General features: G+C 39.6%; 10 protein-coding genes. 9 read left to right on the forward strand and 1 reads right to left on the reverse strand.

The window, feature by feature from the left end; genetic code table 11:
* Positions 1 to 327 precede the first annotated feature (327 nt).
* The 9 genes from FFM67_RS08095 (at position 328) to FFM67_RS08135 (ending at position 19,124) form a co-directional block, all read left to right on the forward strand.
* Complete coding sequence (locus tag FFM67_RS08095) at positions 328 to 3,573, forward strand: SpaA isopeptide-forming pilin-related protein (protein ID WP_137614069.1); 3,246 nt, start codon at positions 328 to 330, stop codon at positions 3,571 to 3,573.
* 695 nt (positions 3,574 to 4,268) lie between these two features.
* Positions 4,269 to 5,762, forward strand: coding sequence for an AcpB/EbpR/MafR family transcriptional regulator (locus tag FFM67_RS08100; protein WP_137614070.1), 1,494 nt, complete (start codon positions 4,269 to 4,271; stop codon positions 5,760 to 5,762).
* A 495-nt stretch (positions 5,763 to 6,257) separates the two neighbouring features.
* Positions 6,258 to 6,950 (forward strand): pilin N-terminal domain-containing protein, encoded by a 693-nt coding sequence (locus FFM67_RS08105; protein ID WP_137614071.1) that lies wholly within the window; start codon positions 6,258 to 6,260, stop codon positions 6,948 to 6,950.
* A gap of 11 nt (positions 6,951 to 6,961) precedes the next feature.
* On the forward strand, positions 6,962 to 8,617 hold the full coding sequence (locus FFM67_RS08110) for a SpaH/EbpB family LPXTG-anchored major pilin (protein WP_137614072.1): 1,656 nt from the start codon (positions 6,962 to 6,964) through the stop codon (positions 8,615 to 8,617).
* 470 nt (positions 8,618 to 9,087) lie between these two features.
* On the forward strand, positions 9,088 to 12,939 hold the full coding sequence (locus FFM67_RS08115; RefSeq protein WP_137614073.1) for a SpaA isopeptide-forming pilin-related protein: 3,852 nt from the start codon (positions 9,088 to 9,090) through the stop codon (positions 12,937 to 12,939).
* Positions 12,939 to 13,697 carry a hypothetical protein gene (locus tag FFM67_RS08120; protein WP_137614074.1) on the forward strand — a complete coding sequence of 253 codons (759 nt, stop codon included), beginning with the start codon at positions 12,939 to 12,941 and terminating at the stop codon, positions 13,695 to 13,697. Before FFM67_RS08115 ends, FFM67_RS08120 begins: the two co-directional genes overlap by 1 nt.
* Positions 13,681 to 15,267 carry a SpaH/EbpB family LPXTG-anchored major pilin gene (locus FFM67_RS08125; protein WP_137614075.1) on the forward strand — a complete coding sequence of 529 codons (1,587 nt, stop codon included), beginning with the start codon at positions 13,681 to 13,683 and terminating at the stop codon, positions 15,265 to 15,267. The genes FFM67_RS08120 and FFM67_RS08125 overlap by 17 nt, the downstream gene beginning before the upstream one ends.
* Positions 15,268 to 15,542: 275 nt before the next feature.
* Positions 15,543 to 17,000: an NAD-dependent succinate-semialdehyde dehydrogenase gene (locus tag FFM67_RS08130; protein WP_137614076.1), complete on the forward strand. Its 1,458-nt coding sequence runs from the start codon at positions 15,543 to 15,545 to the stop codon at positions 16,998 to 17,000.
* A 630-nt stretch (positions 17,001 to 17,630) separates the two neighbouring features.
* A complete protein-coding gene (locus FFM67_RS08135; protein WP_137614077.1) occupies positions 17,631 to 19,124 on the forward strand; it encodes an AcpB/EbpR/MafR family transcriptional regulator in 1,494 nt (497 codons plus the stop codon).
* Between the two features lie 408 nt (positions 19,125 to 19,532).
* Here FFM67_RS08135 and FFM67_RS08140 read toward each other — a convergent pair whose 3' ends face one another.
* Complete coding sequence (locus FFM67_RS08140) at positions 19,533 to 20,132, reverse strand: hypothetical protein (RefSeq protein WP_137614078.1); 600 nt, start codon at positions 20,130 to 20,132, stop codon at positions 19,533 to 19,535.
* Positions 20,133 to 20,298 lie beyond the last annotated feature (166 nt).

Genomic DNA, 20,298 nt, shown 5'->3' on the forward strand with positions numbered 1-20,298 from the left:
ACAGGTGGGGCTTCTTTTCTATGTTTTCAATGCGTTTAAAATTGTCTTTAAAAAAGAATACTATTTTGTTTAACAGTCAAAAAGAAATATGAGAATGAATAACGCTTTTGCTTGAGTTCGTCTTTTAACATCGGGAATTATTCAAAATTCAATAACTTAGACATTCATTTTAACTGAAAATGAATAGAAAATAATATCTGCTATGCTGTTATTATTCATAGATGATTCAAGAAATTACTCAGATAAAGTAGCTTTTTATTATTTTTCAGTTTCTTTAATCATTTATTACACCACTAAGTCGAATTGAATAGTAAGGAGGCCCATGCAATGCGTAAAAATAGTTTGTTGTTGTTTTTAATATTCGTTTTTTCATTCTTCACAGAATTAGCTCTGCCAACAATGAGCGCGCAAGCAACAACGTTAGAAAAAGAAATTATCAATGAACAATTTTTAACTTTATCCTATACTTGTGAATCTAAAAAAGAGTTCAATCGCTGGGAAATAAAAATCGACCGACAAAGCGAAGACAAGCGTATGACGCAACGATTGAAGTTAAAAATAGTAGATGAAAAAAACGAACCGATTGCCTATCCTATAAGTAAAAAAATGATCGAGCAGGATAGTTGGTTAATTGAAAAAGAGTATTCTGATGGGCTGCAAACTCAGCTTTTATTTGAGTTGCCTCAATCAGTTAAACAGCTGCGGCTATTTTTACAGGTCGATCAGCAAAACTCCTTGGATACTGAAGCAAGGATTCAGAAAACTATTTTAAAAAATGAACAGCCCTATCTCCTTACAGCGAATTTGGAAGATGCGGCAGAAACTAGTATAGCCTCTACCGAAGAATCGAACGCTTCCGTTACCGCTGAGTCAAAAGAAGTTGTCGGTCCTAAGCAACTGCTTCAGTTAGATGAATCTGTCCCACGTGCGAAGACTACAAAAGAAAGTTCAATTTATCATTCACTGTATGAGAACAAAGAAACACAATATACAACTGACGCGACAGGAACGTATCCGACAGCTGCTTGGCAGCCGGAAGGTCAGACTAATGTTATCAATCATCAAGGTGGATTTGAAACACAAGCTGGTTGGGACAATCAAACGAGCTGGGACGTAGAAAGAGATACTTATCAGAATTCCTATATAAACTATGGGGATGAATCTGCCAATCCGAATATCCAATTAAGAAAATATGTCCAACAAACTTCAAAAACAGATGAATTCAAGATTAAGTTGAACGTGCGGGGAAGTCGCCGGCAGAAGCCGGGAATCGATATTCTTTTATTATTAGATAATTCAGGATCGATGTCTCATTCAGTCAATAATACTGGAAAAAGTAAAAAGAAAAGTGCATCCGACGCAATCGAAAGTTTGATTGCAGAACTAAAGGAAAAGCAAGTAGGCAACACTATTCGGATTGGCGCGCATATTTTCAGTAGTTATCAAAAGAAGAATTTCTATGATGGTGGTCAATGGCCTGAGAATAAGGTAACCAAACAATTAACTAGTGATACCTCTGTTTGGGATCAAATTACATCAGATTATGATTCGCTCCCTCCAGAAGGAGAAACTTTCACGCAGCGAGCTTTGATGGAAGCGGATAACATGTTTGACTCAGCAGAGAGTGGCGAACGAGAAAAATTTTTATTTATTTTAACCGATGGGTCGCCGAATTTAAGCTATTTGCCAACCAATCCGGCAGAAGCCAAGAAGTCTAGTAATATCTATATCGATAATGTCTATGTAAAAAATTGGAATGCTACTGATGCGGATAACAATTTTAAAAAAGGTGATAGCATTCGTGCGAGTGGATCAAAAACTAATTTTATCGGTCCCTGGCAAATTCCTGGAACGAGCTATTATTTAAACAGTCATCTAACACCGGCTAATTCGACTGCATATGATTTAAAAAATAAAGGAGTAGAGATTCATACATTGGCTTTAGATATCAAGCCGATGGTATCAGGAAATTATAGCGACCATACCAAAGCTGAGTTAACAAGAGGGTTAGCCAAGATGTCTAGCAAAAAGGTCAATGGTTCCTCTGATGAAAATAGCAACTATTTTTTCTATCATGCTGATAATGTAGACGAGCTAGCTACTGAGATGCAAGTTTGGTATGAGACAATTACTTTGGCCGTAGAAAAAGGGAAAATAACCGATCCTTTAGGGGATATGGTTGAGTTAGTCAAGGACTTGCCACCCACGGTTCGAGTACTTGAAAACGGTGCTCCGGCCATTTCAGAGAAGCATCAACCCACTATTTCAGTGGCGAACAATCAGCGTGAAATTGGAGTAAACAATATCAATTTGACGGATAACCAAGAAATCGAAGTAGAATATACGGTTCGATTAAAAACGACGGATAAATCATTTGTTTCAGGTCAGTGGTATCCAGCGAACAAAACTACAACCTTGACACCGACCCCTGAGCGAACAACGGATCTACTTGAGTTCGGTATTCCTTCAGTAAGATGGTCAAAAGCAGATTTCGTCATCCCAGTCAAAAAAATCTGGGAAGATACTTTCGCTGAAATAGAAGATTATTGGAAACTACGGCCGAGCGACCTTACTGTAGTCTTGCAAAAACAGACGAATGGCAAATGGCAGACACTTGAAAAAAAAGTATTGAATGAAGCGAATGATTGGACTGAAAAATTTTCAGCAGTTGAAGGTGGACCGGATAACCATTATCGCGTGATTGAACCAAACCGGACGGCTGGCTACAAAGCGCCGAAAATTAATCAAACAGACATTACTTCTGAGACACTTACTAAAAACGGCATCGAAATTACCAATACGTTGCTGCGAGGAGACCACTCCTTCTGGAAATTCAAAGAGGATGGTCAGACTGTCTTTTCCGATGATCTGCCGAAATTCCAAGTGAAACGCAAGGATGGTACGATTTTGGCAAAGGATCTTACGCCGGATAAATTTGGCAAGGTTGTCATTAATGATTTCTCCATTGGTGATTACCTTGTGGAAGAGACCTACGTTCCAATGGGGTATTTGCCGATAACAGATTTTGAGATCAGTGTCAGAGAGAATGATGCGTTAGATGCGCTCGTCTTTAAAATAAATGACAGCAGCGAGGATTTTTATGCATTAAATAAGTTAAAGGATTTTACACTGAGAGTTGAAAAAGTGGGACCAGACGGTAAGCAGCTTTCAGGCGCGGCTTTCCGCTTAATAGGTTCTGAATATGATGTAACTAAAAAGGATGGACCGATATTTGACTTTGCCGCTCTGCGTCCGGGTGTATATACTTTGACTGAGGTAAAGAATCCAGAAGGTTATGAAAGACTCCAAGAGCCGATCCAATTTCGGATCACTGTTAGTGGTCAAGTTGAGGTTTCACCTCATGCTCACGTTACTGACTCCGGTGGGATCAGCGAAAATGGCAATACCATTGAACTGATGGTTACGAATCACAAAATGCGAACAGGAACTCTGCCACATACTGGCGAAGGCGGAGTGGGTAAATTTTTCATAGCCGCTAGTGTTATGATGTTTCTAGGGATGATGTTGAGTCTTGTTTATCAATACGTAAATAAAAGACAGCCGAATAATTAAAAAGAACAAGCCAAAAAATAATATGAGAATTTGAAAAGAGCGAAGAGTGAAAACTTTTGGCTTTTTTTTATTTGTAAAAACCAAATGATTTATTCCGTTTTCTCAAAATGGATATTAATAATGTTTACACGCTATAAAAAAAACGAATTGAATAACTTTATACAAGCCTTGAATGCCTTGATATTAATATTTTTATGTGGACTTAAATAACCTTATATAAGGGAATTACAAAAATAAAAATAAAAATCAGTTTCGATATCATATATATATAAGAAAAATAGTAAAAATAAAGAGTTAAAGTTTTCTTAAACTTATTATTAGCTTTTATTTTTATTAGCTTTTATTCATAGTTTTTTGAACAGCATACACTTTAATAAAAAACCATAAAAATGGAAATGCGATTTAATAATACATGAATAAAAACCATTTAGCTTAATGAAACAAAAATATTTAAGAAGTGAAGGACACGACTGGAATAATTCAGCAGCTGTATTTTTCTTTTGGTTGAGGATTTTTTTGAATCGCCCGTTATAAAGAATAGACTACAGAACAGCTTTCCTGTAGTAAGCGTTTTTTGAGAGGCAAACGATTGCGTACAGGTAGTTTGTTGGGAATTTTATCAAGGGAGTTTTTGTTTATTGGTATAAAAATTTTCGTATCGTTTAACAGAAGGAGTCAAAAAAGGGGATGATAAAATGGATTTTAGAGAGGTTTTGGGGACGAGCAGTTTGCGGCGGTTACGTTTTGTTGAGCTACTTTATGCTAGTCAGGTTGGGCTACCAAGCGATCAACTATTAGAAGAGCTGGAGTGTTCATTGCCGATCTTATTGAAGGACGTCAAGCTGATCAACGATGAGCAGGATGCCTTCCATATTGAGAAATTTAAAGGGCTTTACCAAATTCAAGTCAAACCGCATGTTAGCATCAATCGTTTATATGCTGAGGTTCTTCAGCAAGCGCCTGAGTTTCAAATCATTGAAGAACTACTTTATGAAAAATGTTCTAGCATCAGTGATTTGGCAGAAAAGCTTTATTTGAGCGCATCTAATACGCAGCGCTATTTAAAGAAAATCGAAAATGCCTTAAAGAAAGTTGGAATCAAGTTAGATTACCGCCCATTACGGATTGAGGGAAAGGAAAGCGTGGTACGTCATTTTTACTATCGCTACTTTATTGAAAAGTCCGACAGCTTAGAGACGCTATTTGATGAGCTAAAGGAATACCAGATAAGAGCAATCTCCGACTTAGTGAATCAATTCATTCAAGTCAATCATTTGGAAAATCGCCATATTTTCAGGAAGCGTGTGAGTTACAATATTTTTATCAGTCTATGGCGAATTAAAAATGGGCGTTTTTATCCGCAAAATGAATTGATTAGTCCATTAAGTATGCCAGACAAAGAAACGGTGGATTCTTTTGAACGGATGGCATTAGAAGTTTTTCGGGTACGCCTAACAAAAGAACAAGTTAAGGATTGTTTGTGGTTATCTTATGCAGATATGTTGGTCTTTAGTGAGGATCAATGGAAATCGGCGATGAAACAAAGTCGTACTTATCGGGATCTTTATCAGAAGCATTATGAGTTAGTAGAAGAATTCAATCGCTTAATCGGTCGTTCGTTAAGTGAAGATGAGAAACATGAATTAACGATTGTCTTAGTTAACGATCAGCGAATGTACTCACCGAAGGGGCGTTTCATTGATATCTTGTATCGCCAACGGAGTATTTTTCTTGAAAAAATGATGGAGACTCACTACCAAGCGGTTAAGAAGGTCTTGCAGATTGCGGAGCTTTTTGTGAAGCGGTATCGCATCTATCAAGAGAATGATTTTGTTTGGAATTACGCCTATCTTTTAATCACAATGGTGCCGCAAAGCTTGAATTTATTGGCTAGCAATGACAAACCATTGAAGCTTTTATTGCTGTCGGAATTGTCACCGACGGAAGAAATTTTTTTAGCAGAACAGATTGAAGAACGAATTTATGGAAACTTTGAAGTTAATTTTGTGGAGGAGCGATCGCGGGATGCTCATATTGACCAATATAATTTGGAAAAATACGATGCCTTGATTACTTCAAGCAGTGTTGAGGAAGTTCCATACGATTACCCCACCGTAATTATTGATCCCTTCTTGACCAACCAAAATATTGTTCAACTACAGCAGTTAATTAGTGATCTGGCTGGTTGAGGAACTAAATTGAAACTGGAATGAATTACCCCCAGCTTAGCTGAGGGTTTTTTTTATTACTGAGGAAGCATGCTTGAGTCTATTGATGAACGTGTGAATACCCAAAAGGTTTTTTTAAATACAAACGAATAATTTTTTATTATTTGAAAAGAAAATAAAGTAAATGAGTAAAATAACTTTATATATAGAATATAAGCTCAAAATAACGCTTTTAAAGGGAAATATAATAACGCTAAAAGAGGATTCCGTGAGAAAAACGCAGAAAAATAATATCAGTTAAGATGATGGTGACAATAACTAGTATCAATTAAAAATAAAGGGAGTGGTTTGTTAGAAAATCATATTTGTTTAGTCATTCATTTAAGGTGACGTTATTTTTGGTTCAGAGTATTTTGGAAGGCTTAGTCGAATGGCAGGATACACTTCTTTATTCTGTCTATTACGAATACTTTTGACTAAGAATGAGATGATTTTTAGTGTAAGGAGGTCTAAAAAATGAGAAAGCAGCTTTTTTTTATTGTAAGTCTGCTTCTAGTGGTTAGTTTTTCCGGAACTAAGGCATCCGCGGCGGAGAAGCAAGTCGAGGTTTGGCTACATACATGGGGAGAAAATGGAAAAGTCGAGGGGACGGATCAGCTGATGTTTGAAGTCTATGATCTGACAGATTGGCGGACACAACACCCTGAGGAGGCTAAGAAGGCGAAGGAATATTTGTTAAATACCTATGCTACGAAGGAAAAAATGGTGACTTTTGTTAAACAAGAGCAGCTAAGGAAGGTCAATACCGAGGTGCTAATCGTGGATGGCAGCGGGAATCTTTCCTTCGAGCTTCCTCGCTTTCAGAAAGGCAAAGATGCGGCGTATTTGGTTTTAGCCAGCGGAGAGACTGGGGCCCATCATTTGCTGCCAATCATTCTCTATTTACCGCAAAAACATCCAGAGACGCAAGAAGAGGCGGAGCGATTATTGATTTATGGAAAATATCAAGTTGATACGCGAATACCGTCACAGGAATCTTCCAATAAAGGGGAGAAGCCCAACCTACAAAAAAATTCGGAGGTTTCTCCTGTTCTTAAGGGAACGGCTTTTCCGGCAACAAGTGATCTCATTCGTGATTATACAATTATCGGTCTGCTATTAATGATGGTTGGTTTCATTGGTTTCAAACTAAATAAAAAGGGAAAATAGGGGGAAGAATTATGAAAACGAGGGGTAAATTAATTAAGGCATTGACGGCGTTACTTTGCGTATTGCCAATAATGCTTGGCGTGCTTGGAATTTCCGAAAGTGCTTCGGCAGCGGGTGCGACAGTCGATGTCACCTTACACAAAAAGAAAATGGATGAATTTCCAACAAAAGAAATTCAAAATACCGGGGAAGAAATGTCCGAGTTTGATCACTATAAAGGCTTACCGGGTGTAGAATTTACAGCATGGGATATTACGACAGATTTCTATAAAAAACTGGATATTGAGCTAGCTAAACTACCAGGAAATTATTCAGATGAGGCCTACGATGCGGCCGTAAAGAAGGTCAAACAGGAATTCAAATTAGTAGATGCCAAGGATGCTGTGTCCAAGGGGACTCAAACCACGGATACGGAGGGACTTGCGACGTTTATGGACCTAGAAGAGCGCGATGCTGGTGGAATTTATAAGGTCTATTTATTTGATGAAGCGGAAAAAGAGGGTGTGACGGCTGGTGCTTATCCGTTAATTTTGATTTTACCTGCGTTAAAAGAAGACGGAACCCCGATCAGAGACATCCATCTTTATCCTAAAAATAAAGTGAAGCCTGATGATATTGATAAAGAGATTGTTGACGAGAATGGCAAACCAATCACAACCCCAACAGAAGGCAGATACGATTATGAAGTGGGAAAGAAAATCTATTATCGAGCGACCTTCACCATTCCGAGTCAAATTGGAGATGAACTGATCGGAGAAGATGGCAGCAAGCAGACACGGTATAGCAAATTGAATTTCACCGATGCAGTGGACAAAACGGGTGTCAAATTTGAAGGTATCAGCAAAATCACCGCAGACGATCAGGAGATTGATCTGACGGAGTTCCAAAAACATGGAACGATTACTTTAAAAAATACCGACTCAAATTACGACAAAGATCAATTCGCTGGATTTGAGATCGAGATGAACTTGAATAATGCGACGAATAAAAAGGATGATCCAAACTATCAAATATCACGGGCAACGGCCGATTACTTGAAAGACTATGCTGGCCAAAAATTAGCCATCTACTATGTGGTCTCTTTGACGGATGACACACCAGTTGATGAATCAGTGGAAAATAGCTTTACCGTTGATTTGAACCATGATAACAGTCAAGAAGATGAGGTCCAAACAGTCGTTGACCCTCCGGTAGTTACTACTGGCGGAAGAAAATTCATCAAGGTAGATTCCAAAGAGCCGGATCAAGGGTTAGCCGGTGCTGGATTCGTCGTTATCAAAACAGAAGGCTCAGAGGAATATTTCTTGAAAGTTGAAGCCAATACACGGACTTGGGTAAAAGTGGTGGGGGATGATTACACCGACGCGAAGATCTTTACTTCTGAGGATGATGGAACGTTCGAAGTAACGGGACTAGCCTATGGCGATTATTCCCTGCGCGAGATCAACGCTCCGAATGGCTATAGCAAATTGGAAGATGATTTTGATTTTACGATCTCAAAGGATTCTTATACTGATGATGCAGCCCAATTAAAAATTGCCAACGTTACTAAAGGCGGCTTCTTGCCATCAACTGGCGGAACCGGGATCATCGCCTTTTTAATTGTAGGCATAGGCTTGATGACGTACGCGTATATCCGTTATCGCAAGCTGAACCAGGGTGTCTAAGTTAGGGGTAAATTAAATAAATAGATAGCAAGACGAAGAGTTGAAAAGCTCTTTGTCTTTTTTATTTCGCTTTTTTGGCAGCTATTGACAGGAATGGAAGAAAAAAATAGACAATAATAAATTGATTTCACTACTATCAAGGCGTTAGATGTCTTATTTGTTCACTAATTGTATTGACGGAATTTCCAGAAAAAGAGTATTTTTCAAAGTTTCTTCATAGATAGGTGACGGAAAATTCAAATGAAAAATTTTTTTTGCGACATTCAAACTTTATTATTCTTTATCAAAAATAAAGTATCTGAGTTCGATAACGCTTATGATGATTTTTTTAGCTAAATGAACGTAAAATATTATATTTAAATAACTGAAAATTGACGAAAATGACTGTAAGCGCAATAAAATTACATAAGATATCATATTGGTACGTGGAAGGACAGTGGGTGAAAAAAGCGAAGGGAGGAATGTATGGAATGAAGAAAAAGCACTTGCTCATGTTAGTTGTTCTGCTTTTTTCTTTTATCGTTGAGTCCGTTCCGTCACTGACAAAAGTATATGCCGAAACAACAAACACAGAACTAATCAATGAGAACTATCTGCAATTATCCTATGATGTGAAATCGCAGGATGATGCAATCCACTGGCGTATCTCCTTCAAGAGGCAAAGCGAAGACAGTGATACACAACAAAGGCTCAAGCTGAAAGTAACTAACGAGAAAGGGGAAGTGATAAATTATCCGAAATTTGAGCAAATGACGAGTGAAAAAGAGTGGTTGGTAGAAAACGCGTATTCGTCATCTATGGAAGGACAATTCGTATTTAAGTTGCCTAAATCCGTGCAAATGCTCAATTTGGAAGTACAAATGGATCAACAAACTGCATTAAAAGATGGAAAAAAAGCGACAGAAGAAGATATTTTATCCATCAAAAAGCCTTTTGAATTAAGGGTGAAAGAAACAAAAGAAAAGACAAAAACTTCAAGTAAGACAGAAAAATCGGTGAGTAAAAAAGGGGAAGCAACGATTGATTCTGAAGAATTTATTGGTCCGAAAGTCGAAGAGGTATTACCAGCGACTGCCGTGCCATATAACGGATTACTCAGAATGGACCCGCCAAAGTATACCAACAAAGCGCCACTCTACACAACATCGCCGAGTGAAGGGATCTATCCTACCTGTAATTGGACACCGACAGGGCAGTCGAATGTACTCAACCATCAAGGTGGATATGAACGAGAAAATGGTTGGGACGGCGTCACTAGCTGGAATCTGTCACAAGATGATTACACAAAATCCTATATTAAATATGGGGTCGAAAAAACCAAACCGAATATTGCTTTACGAAAACTTGCTAGTGAGACGAACAAAGAAGATGCGTTTGATGTTCAACTAAATGTTCGCGGAAGCACCATCGCGAAACCGGGGGTGGATGTCTGTTTTGTGTTGGATAATTCCAATTCGATGGTGTTATCAAGTGGATATATTGGGGGGAAACCTAGAAAAACGCTAGCAGTCGATTCATTGCAAAAATTGATAGATAAATTTAAGGCAGCTCAACCAGAAACGGATAGTTTAAGACTTGGTGGAATTATTTATTCATCAGCAAGTTACGCTAATTCAAATAGAACGGTACCAATGACTAGCAATGAATCTGGATGGCAAAATTTGGTAAATACGTATAAGAATACGCCATCGAATGGAGATACGTATACTCAAAAGGCATTGATGGATGCTCAGGCAATGTTGAACAACACCCCTGGAACCAATCGCCGAAAAGTTATTTTTCTTTTAACGGATGGCGCGCCCAATATAAGTGTAAAACCCTTAGATGCTGTGTCTGATTCCAATGTTTATTATGACGGATTACGCATCATAAATTATGACAAAAACAGCGTTGATAGCGGATCTATGCTTGGAAATTCGAACATAGGTAGTCCTGCTGAAACGAAGATTTTAAGAGGATTTTCTATGCGAGATGGACACTGCTTATATAGCCATCTGACTCCGGCAAATTCTACTGCATTAGACATTAAAGAACAAGGTATGGAGATTTTTTCAATCGCTATCAATATCAAGAGCACACTTTATCAAGATCATACGACTTCAGAGTTAATCAGAGGTCTTTATAAGATGGCTTCGAAAAAATCTAACGCTACCGGTGATGCAGAAAAAGACTATCAATTCTTCCATGCCAATACGCAAGGAGACTTTGATATTTCCTTCGAAGACTGGTTTACCTCGGTCATTCAGACGGTGGACAAAGGAAAAATTGAAGATCCAATTGGGGATATGTATGAGTTGATTGGAACACCGAAAGTTAAAGAATTGAAGAAATCAGGCATACCCGCAATCGAATCGAATAAATTACCGAATCATCCCGTTGTTGCCAACAACAAGATTACTGTTGACAACATCAATTTATACGGCAATCAAGAGATTCAACTGGATTACACGTTGCGTTTAAAAACAGAACATCCGAATTATGAGGGCGGCAAGTGGTATCAGACGAATGGCAAGACCACGCTGGAACCAACGCCTGAACGGACGAAAGACAAGCTAGAATTTGGTGTGCCATCTGCACGTGGAAAAGCAGAAGAAATTAAGATTCCGGTTGAGAAAAAATGGTCGGATATACACCTTAATACGGAAAATTATTGGGGATTACGAGCAAATAGTGTCAAAGTCGTTTTACAAAGAAAAAGTGGAAATTCATGGGTAGATGTTGAAACGAAAACACTAAGTGCAGCAAACGGATGGAAAGATTTTTTCACAGCGGAAGGTGGCAGTAAGACTACGTACAGGGTAGTTGAACCTGCACGAACGACAGGCTATGAAAAGCCAATATCTAATGTGGATGAATTTACCGCCAAAACGTTACCGAGCGAAGGAGTTCAAATCACGAATAAATTGCTGAAGGGTAAGGCAGTTATTTGTAAGTACAAAGAAGATGGCAAGACGCCATTTACGAAAGAGTTGCCAAGATTTACGGTGAGGCGCAAGTCGGATGGCAAGTTGTTGGCAGCTGATTTAGAACCAGATGCGAATGGCCAAGTCACGATTTCCGACATTCCACTAGGTGACTTTCTTGTGGAAGAGTCCTATGTGCCTGATGGTTACACTAAGATGGAGAACATAGACCTTAAAGCAGTGGAGAACGGAGCTGGAACAGATCTGATTCTTACGATGAATGGGAAAAGTTCACCCTATAAAGTTACGAATAATTTATCCAAAGACTTAAAGATTCCGGTAGAAAAAATCTGGGCGGATGAGTTCAAGGAAACGGAAAATTATTGGGGATTACGTCAGATGTATGTGCGTGTAAATCTGCAAAGAAAAAATGGCAACAGCTGGGAGACCATTGAACAAAAAATCTTGACACCTACAACAAATTGGAAAGATACCTTCGCGGGTGTAGAAGGTGAAAACCATGTTTATCGGGTAGTCGAGGAAACACGTGTGACTGGTTATGCCAAGCCAACGTACAATTATTCGGCTGAATTTACCGCTGCAAATGTACCAACAGGCGGTGTGACGCTAACGAATAAGCTTCTAAAGGATAAAATCGTTTTTTACAAGTATAAGCAAGATGGTAAGACACCATTTGATTCAAATGACTTACCGAAATTTTCGGTAAGACGCAAATCAGACAACAAGCTATTAGCGGAAGAGTTGACACCAAATGCCAATGGGGTGGTAACGATTTCAGATATTCCACTAGGCGAATTTATCTTGGAAGAAACGTATGTACCAAAAGGCTATAAGAAGACGGCGAATGTTGAGATCAGAGCCGTTGAAAATAGTAGCGGGACGGGATTAGTTATCTATTTTGATGGGAAGACCGGCTCTACTAATAAAATCAAGAATGAATTGGCGGATTTTGCGCTAGTGATCAAAAAAGTTGATCAAGATGGAAATGAACTCAGGGGAGCCAGCTTCCGATTGGTTGGAACAAATAATGATCAGACTCAATCCGGAGGGCCATTGTTTGTTTTTGATGGATTACGTCCTGGCGAGTATCAATTAACGGAGACAGTCATTCCTAATGGCTACACCGGCTTGACTAGTTCTGTCAGAATCAGTATTTCACAAGAGGGTGTTGTGACGATTCAAAACAATCCGAATGTCAGCGGGTCTGGCGGTATCGGAAATGATATAAATCAAATTGATCTGACTATCACGAATAAGAAGAAAAGACCAGGAGCATTACCAAGCACTGGCGGATCAGGAACAGCGACGATTTTTAAGATTGCAATTGGTGTAACAACAACAGCAGGAGGACTGCTTGGCAGCCTATTCTGGCTTCATACTAAAAGGAGGGGATCGTAATGAAAAAAATGATTCTTCTCTTGGGACTTATTCTGGGCATTTGTAACTGGGGGGTTACTGCTTTTGCAGAGGAAAGTCAGGTGGACGTTCAGATTGATACACGTCCGAACGGAAAACTCCACGAAGGAATGGAGTCCTTAATACTGGAGGTATACGATTTGACAGAATGGCGGGTTACGCGGGCTAGTGATGAAAAGAGTGACAAAGAATACATTTTGAATACTTATCCAACGAAAGAAAAACGCTTGGCTTTTGTTCAGCAAGACCAGTTGCCAAAAGTCACAGCAGCACCGCTTTTGTTGGATGGTGAGGGCAAGGTATCCTTTAGCATTCCGCGTTATCAAAACGCACGCGATGCCGCTTATCTAGTGCTTTCAACGGGCGAAACAGGAAAGTACCAAATGTTGCCAATCGTGATTTATTTGCCACAAATAGACAGGGGGACAAATCAAGAAGGACAACGTTTACTCATCAACTGTAAGTACGATGAACTTACACCAACAGAACCAACTAAGCCAACAACACCAAGCGAGCCCGAACCACCAATCACAGACAGCTCTGAACCAAAGAAACAGTGGCCTGTGACACCTGGGACTCCAAATGATGGAGGTCCGGATGACTATATTTCAGGAAAAGAGTTTCCTTCAACAAATGAGTTGATTCGTAATTATTGTATTTTAGGGTTGTTGCTTATGTTCGTCAGCTTTATTGGGCTAAACAGAAAACAAGGGGGAAAAAATTATGAAGAACAAGGGTAAAGTGCTTTCGTTATTAATGGCGTTACTATTTATGGCGCCATTAGTAACAGGATTGTTTGGGTTTGGTAGTGACGCACATGCGGTGGATTCAGTGAACGTGACATTGCATAAGAAAAAAATGGATGAATTCCCTAATAGCAGTCTTGAAAATACCGGTAAGGAAATGACTGAATTTGATCGGTATGAAGGATTACAAGGGATTACTTTCACGGCATGGGATATCACAGAGGATTTCTATGCGGCCTTAGATGCAGTCCTAACTGGGAATGAAACAGGTGCAGAGTATAATGCCAAAGCAAAACAAGTTATGGATGCATTTGAATTAAGTGCTGCTCCAAACGCCGTTGATGCAGGGGACCAAACAACAGATGTAAATGGCGAAGCAAATTTTGCCAATTTGCCTGCTAAAAATGCAGATGGTTCTTACAAAGTCTACTTCTTTGAAGAGCATGCGGCGACCGGCGTTACTATCGGTCAATACAAATTAATCTTAATGTTACCATTAAAAGAGGGCGACACAGAACTTTCTACTATTCATTTATACCCTAAGAACAAAGTTGAAGGCGAAGATCCTGAGAAAGAATTAGTTGACGAAAATGGCGATCCGTTGCCAGCACCTAATCCTGACGGGTATGATTTCGAGGTTGGACAGCAAATCCACTACCGCGCAAGTTTTGTAATTCCAAGCCAAATCGGTGGACTTGATAATGGAGTGCCGCGTTACAGCAAATTGGAATTTAAGGATGCGGTTACTGAAACGGGTGTGAAATTCGAAGGAATCGATCGAATCGTGGTAAATGGAACACAAGTGAATTCTGCTGACTTCTTGGCGACTCACGGAACGTATACTCCACAAAATGTGGCTTCACCATGGGCAGGCTATGCTGGCTTTAATTTAGCCATGAATCTAACCGGTGCCGCTGGTCCTGCAACTGCGAATTATTTGAGTCAATACGCAGGTCAAACAATTGAATTCTTCTATACTGTATCATTCACAGAAAAAACGCCTGTTGATAAAGACATCAACAATGAATTCACTGTAACTATGAATCATGATGGCAAACAAGACGAAAGCAAGACGAACCCACCAATTCCGCCAATCAAAACAGGGGGTAAAAAATTCTTCAAATATTCTGGGGCAGCTAAAGAAGCTTTGGCTGGCGCTGAGTTTGTTGTAATCAAAAAAGTCAGCGGCGTGGATCTCTACTTAACGGCTGGTGCAGATACAATGACTTGGACTCCCGTTGCAGCAAACGAAGACTATGCAACTGCAACAAAATATACTTCTGATGCGAATGGTCTTTTTGAAGTAACGGGCTTAGAGTACGGTGAGTACTACTTACGTGAAACAAAAGCCCCTCACGGCTACCAAAAATTATCAAGTGACGTACAGTTCACCGTAGCTAAAGGAACTTACGAAGGCGCTACTCCACAAGAAATCGAAAATACGACTAAAGGCGGCACATTACCATCAACAGGTGGTATGGGTATCATCGCCTTCATCGTAATCGGTCTTGGCTTGATGACAGCAGCAATCCTTCGCTACCGTCGCGTACAGTTTGAAGTATAAGAAACGAAGTTGATGAATAAGCCTGAAAGCTCAGCTTTAAGGCTTATTTTTTTATAGGTTCAGGTTCCATCGTGATAGGAATCAATAGGAGTAACGTATTAGATGGAAAAATGTTCTTTTTAAAGAATCGAGGATGGACAGGTCGAGGTTCGGTTACTTTTATGCATTATTTTTCATTTTAATCAAAAAAATTATAGGAATAAGCTGATTTTTTGAGCTTTGTAGTCCTTCGTGTTACGTTTTCCTTATACCAAGAAATGGAGGAAATTAGACACATGGCAAAAGAACAGTTACCAGAAGTCGAAACACGTCTCTATATCAATGGAAAATGGCTGGATGGCTCGGAAGAACCGATTGCCATCATTAATCCTGCCACTGGTGAAACCTTAACGAAGGTTCAAGCAGGCGGTGAAGTAGAGATTAAGTCAGCGATTAAAGCGGCGAATGATGCACTTTCTGAATGGTCAGAAAAATCACCGGCTGAACGGGCAACATTAATGAATAAGATGGCTGATTTGGTGGAAGAGGACTCAGAACGATTAGCTAAGATTATGACGATGGAACAAGGAAAACCCTTGACTCAAGCGAAGGGTGAGATCCAAACAAATGTTGAAAATCTTCGCTGGAACGCGGCAGAAGGGCAGCGTTTGCTAGGGGAGATCGTACCTTCACCTGCGACGAATCAGTGGCAAGTACGCAAACAAGCAGTTGGAGTAGTAGGGGCGATCACACCGTGGAATTTCCCATCGAATATGATTATTCGAAAGATTTCACCAGCGATTGCGGCAGGTTGCACCGTGATTTTGAAACCGTCGAAGGAAACACCGTTGTCTGCTTTGGCATTGATGGAATTGTTTGATAAAGCAGGTTTTCCAGCAGGTGTAGTGAATATCGTTTTAGGCGATTCATCTACAATCGGAACGATTTTATCTGAATCTGATGATGTGCAAAAAATCACTTTTACAGGTTCCACCGAAGTCGGTCAAACCTTAAATGAACAAGCGGCCCCTACCCTGAAAAATGTTTCGATGGAATTAGGTGGACATGCACCGTACATTATTTTTCCAGATGCGGATATTGAACGGGCAGTGGAAGCCTTGATCCAAACGAAATTTATCAATAATGGTCAAGTCTGCACATCGCCAAATCGAATCTTCGTCCATAAAGATATCAAGCAGAAAGTAACGGATCGCATAGTAGAGGCAATCAAAGACGTGACCGTTGGCAATGGCTTAGATGATCCGACCACGGGTCCATTAATCAATCAAGCTGGCATCGAAAAGGTAGTTGATCAGCTAAAGGATGCCACGGATAAGGGGGCGAAAATCCTAGCAGGTGGCCATAAACTAACAGACGGCGAATATGCTGATGGCTTTTTCTTTGAGCCAACTGTCTTAGATGGCGTGACAAAAGAGATGGATATTTTCTATCAGGAAACGTTTGGTCCAGTCATTCCATTGATTGTCTTTGATGATGAGGAAGCAGTTATCAAGGATGCCAATGATACAGAATTCGGTTTGGCTTCCTACTTTTTTGCAACCAACATCCATACGATCGACAATGTCAGCAATAAGTTGCAATATGGGATGGTAGGCGTCAATGATACGAATATCTCTAACTCAGCGACACCATTTGGCGGCGTAAAACATTCCGGTTTTGGTCGCGAGAATGGGACTTATGGGGTAGAAGAGTATGTCGAAGTAAAATTCGTCAATATTCGTACCGCCAAATAAAAGTCACTCCATTTGAATAGTCCAAATGACCTTTTTCCTTCGTGGAGAAAGGCCTTTTTTTGCTAAATAGCCCGATCGATAAGTAGAACAAGAGGGGAAAATTTTTTAGAACGGAATATATATTTTTTTGTTTTTATGCCTGGATAAGTAACAATCAAAGTTATCGGAAAGATTGATAATTCAAACGCTCAAAAAATAATTCAGCAATTAGTTTCTAAAAAAATTTATTTTTATTTTAGAAAGTGAATTAAATAACTGACTTTATCTAAATAAGATTATAATGGTAGCATAATCATTACGCTGGATAACAATGGATAATTAAAGAAGGAGTGGAGCAAGGAAGCTGGATTTCAGTTACCATTATTAATAGATAGACGGTGGATTCAATCAGAATAGAGTGGGGACTGTTGATTCTTTTGTTATCATCAAAAAAATTGTTTAACAGTGAAGGGGGAAAGCTGGCTTTTAACCAAAAGAACTTGAACCATTAAGAACCGGAAAGAAAAGAGCTTGAAACCATACTGAATCAAAAACTAGGGGATTTTTGATCGGTCTTTTTCGTGGTTAGGCTCTCGACGTCAAATGTTGGGTAGAGAGGTTTTACCGGGGTTAGTGAAAAAGGGTGGTTATATGGATTTTAGAAATATTTTAGGGGTCAGTAATTTAAGACATTTGCGAGTAGTAGAGTTGTTGTATGCTTGTCGTACCGGGTTATCTAGTGACCAGTTACTAGAAGAATTGGAATGTTCATTATCGGTGCTGTTAAAGGATGTGAAGCTGATCAATAGCCAGCAGGATGCGTTTATGATCGTGAAGTTCAAAGGCTTGTATCAGCTGAATATCAAATCTCACATTAGCATCAATCGGCTGTATGCGGATACGATCCAGCAGTCGCCTGAGTTTCAGATCATCGAAGAACTGTTATATGAAAAGTATGAAAACATCATCGACTTGTCGAAAAAATTGTTCTTAAGTCCGTCAAAGACACAACGGAACTTAAAAAAAATCGAGAGTATTTTACTAGAAACGGGAGTCACTTTGCATTATCGCCCCTTGCGGCTAGAAGGCAAGGAGAGTGTGATTCGCCATATGTATTACCGCTATTTCATTGAAAAGTCAGATCGTTTGGAATCCTTGTATCGGGAATTGAAGGAATTTCAGATCAAGGCGATTACGGATCTAGTGAATCAATTCATTCAGGTCAATCAATTGGAAGATACCTATATTTCACGGAAGCGGCTGGGCTACAATATTTATATTAGTTTGTGGCGGATCAAAAATGGACATTATTATCCCAAAGAAGAACTTGGGAGCCATTTGATGTTGCCGGAGAGGAATATTTTGGATGCTTTCAGACGAATGTCGATGGAAGTCTTTCGTTTGAACTTGTCCACTGAGGAAATCAAGGATTGCCTCTGGTTGTCTTATTCTGATACTGTGGTGTCCAGCAAGATCCAGCTGCACAGTGCTTTGAAAAAAGAAGGAGACTATGTGGATTATTATTATCGTCATTTGGAATTAGTTGAAGAATTTGATAACTTGTTGAATTTCTCCCTCGGTCATGAAAAGAAACAGGAAGTGACGATCAACTTGCTGAATGAACATTTAATTTATTCGCCAAGTGGTAAACGGATCGATATTTTGTTCCGACAAAGAAAGATTTTTCTTGAAAAATTGTCGGAAACACATGATCAGGCCGTAAAAAAGGTGGCCAAAATTGTGGAAGTTTTTGTTCAGCGTCATCAAATGTATCAGGATAACGATTTTATCTGGAATTACGTGTATCTGCTGATCACGATGGTTCCCCAAAGTTTGACGCTCTTAGCCAGCTGTGACCGTCCGTTAAAATTATTATTATTATCGGAGCTGTCACCAACAGAGGAGTTTTTCTTAGGAAGTCAGATTGAAAGCCAGATTTACGGAAATTTTGAAGTCCATTATGTGGAGAAACATTTAAGTAGCGTCAATATTAACCGCTCAGAGCTGGAAAAATATGATGCGCTGATTACTTCCAGCAGTGTGGAAGAAGTGCCGGACGAATACCCGACGGTGGTGATTGATCCGTTTTTGACCAATCAAGATGTGTTCCAATTGCAACAGCTAGTGAGTGAGCTAGCTGGTTGAAAAGAAAGGACGTATCCTAAAAATAGAAGTGGAGGGACGCGATCTCCCTAAGAAAAAAGGCAGCTAGAAGATGCATGCATCTTCTAGCTGTCTTTTTCGGTCTTATTCAATCAGTCATTGTTCTTAATGGGCACTTTGGTGGATGATATGCTTTTTATTTCGAGCAGAGGCTGACTTAGTAGCTGATCGTCTGGGGTGAAGTTATTGACGGGTACTTTATCAAAGAACAGTCGGCCTAATGTTTTGAATGCTTGGTCAAATAGCTGCTCGTTATCTGGAAGTTCATACGTTGAAATCATTTGAGTCCTTCTTTTCAAAGAAAAGCGAGGGTCTATATATTTTAACATGGGAAAAGCTTGAGAATAAATAAAAAACCGCGAAGTAATAGGGACTTTCGCGGTTCTTTATTTAGCGTTTTATTCTAGTGACTTGCTGGGCCGAGCGGAAAGGTCGTTTCAGACGTTTAGGCAAGATCAAAGAGAGCAATTCAAAAGGGGTTGCTAGAACGGTCCAAGCGACTTGCCGCACGCTAGGATGGAAATAGTAGACTTGAATTAAGACAACATGCAGTAGTAACAGACCTGGCAATAATTGCAGTCCGATTTGCCAGAAGGCCTCCCAATGAGTAAAGTAGCGCAGTAGGCTCAAACCTAGCGGATACAAATAAAAAAGTGAGGTTACGAGATTTACGCGCCAGCTTTTGGTTAACAACCGCAGATTCAATAAAAAGAAAAGAGCAGAGAGCAAGATACCAATCGGCGGAAACAAGCTGACTAAAAAGGAATACAGTGCACCAAACAGTAAGAGCCCCGGCCCTTTTATTAGAGCGGCTAGAATCATTAAAAGACCGATCGTCAACAATTGCTGCTTGATCGTTGCGATACATAATAGACTAAAAAGAATCAAGATCCCCCAATGCCAAACGCTTTTTAAAGGATCTCTTTTGTCGGGATAACGACGCGTTAAATAGCTGGCGAAGTTGGGATACTCTTTTTGAAAATTCGGCATAAAAAAACCTCCTATCAGTTTTCCACCGAGTAGTAGTTAGTTGTCTTGAAAAAATTTGAGTGGATCACTTTCTTCCTTTTTAATTATAGAGGGCATAGACGGTGGCGGCATCCGACCTGCGACGGATTTTCATAGGAAATGAGAAAATCTGGATTTTGTGCTATGG

The sequence above is a fragment of the Enterococcus viikkiensis genome (genome assembly GCF_005405345.1).
In the GTDB taxonomy this organism is placed as follows: Bacteria; Bacillota; Bacilli; order Lactobacillales; family Enterococcaceae; genus Enterococcus_A; species Enterococcus_A viikkiensis.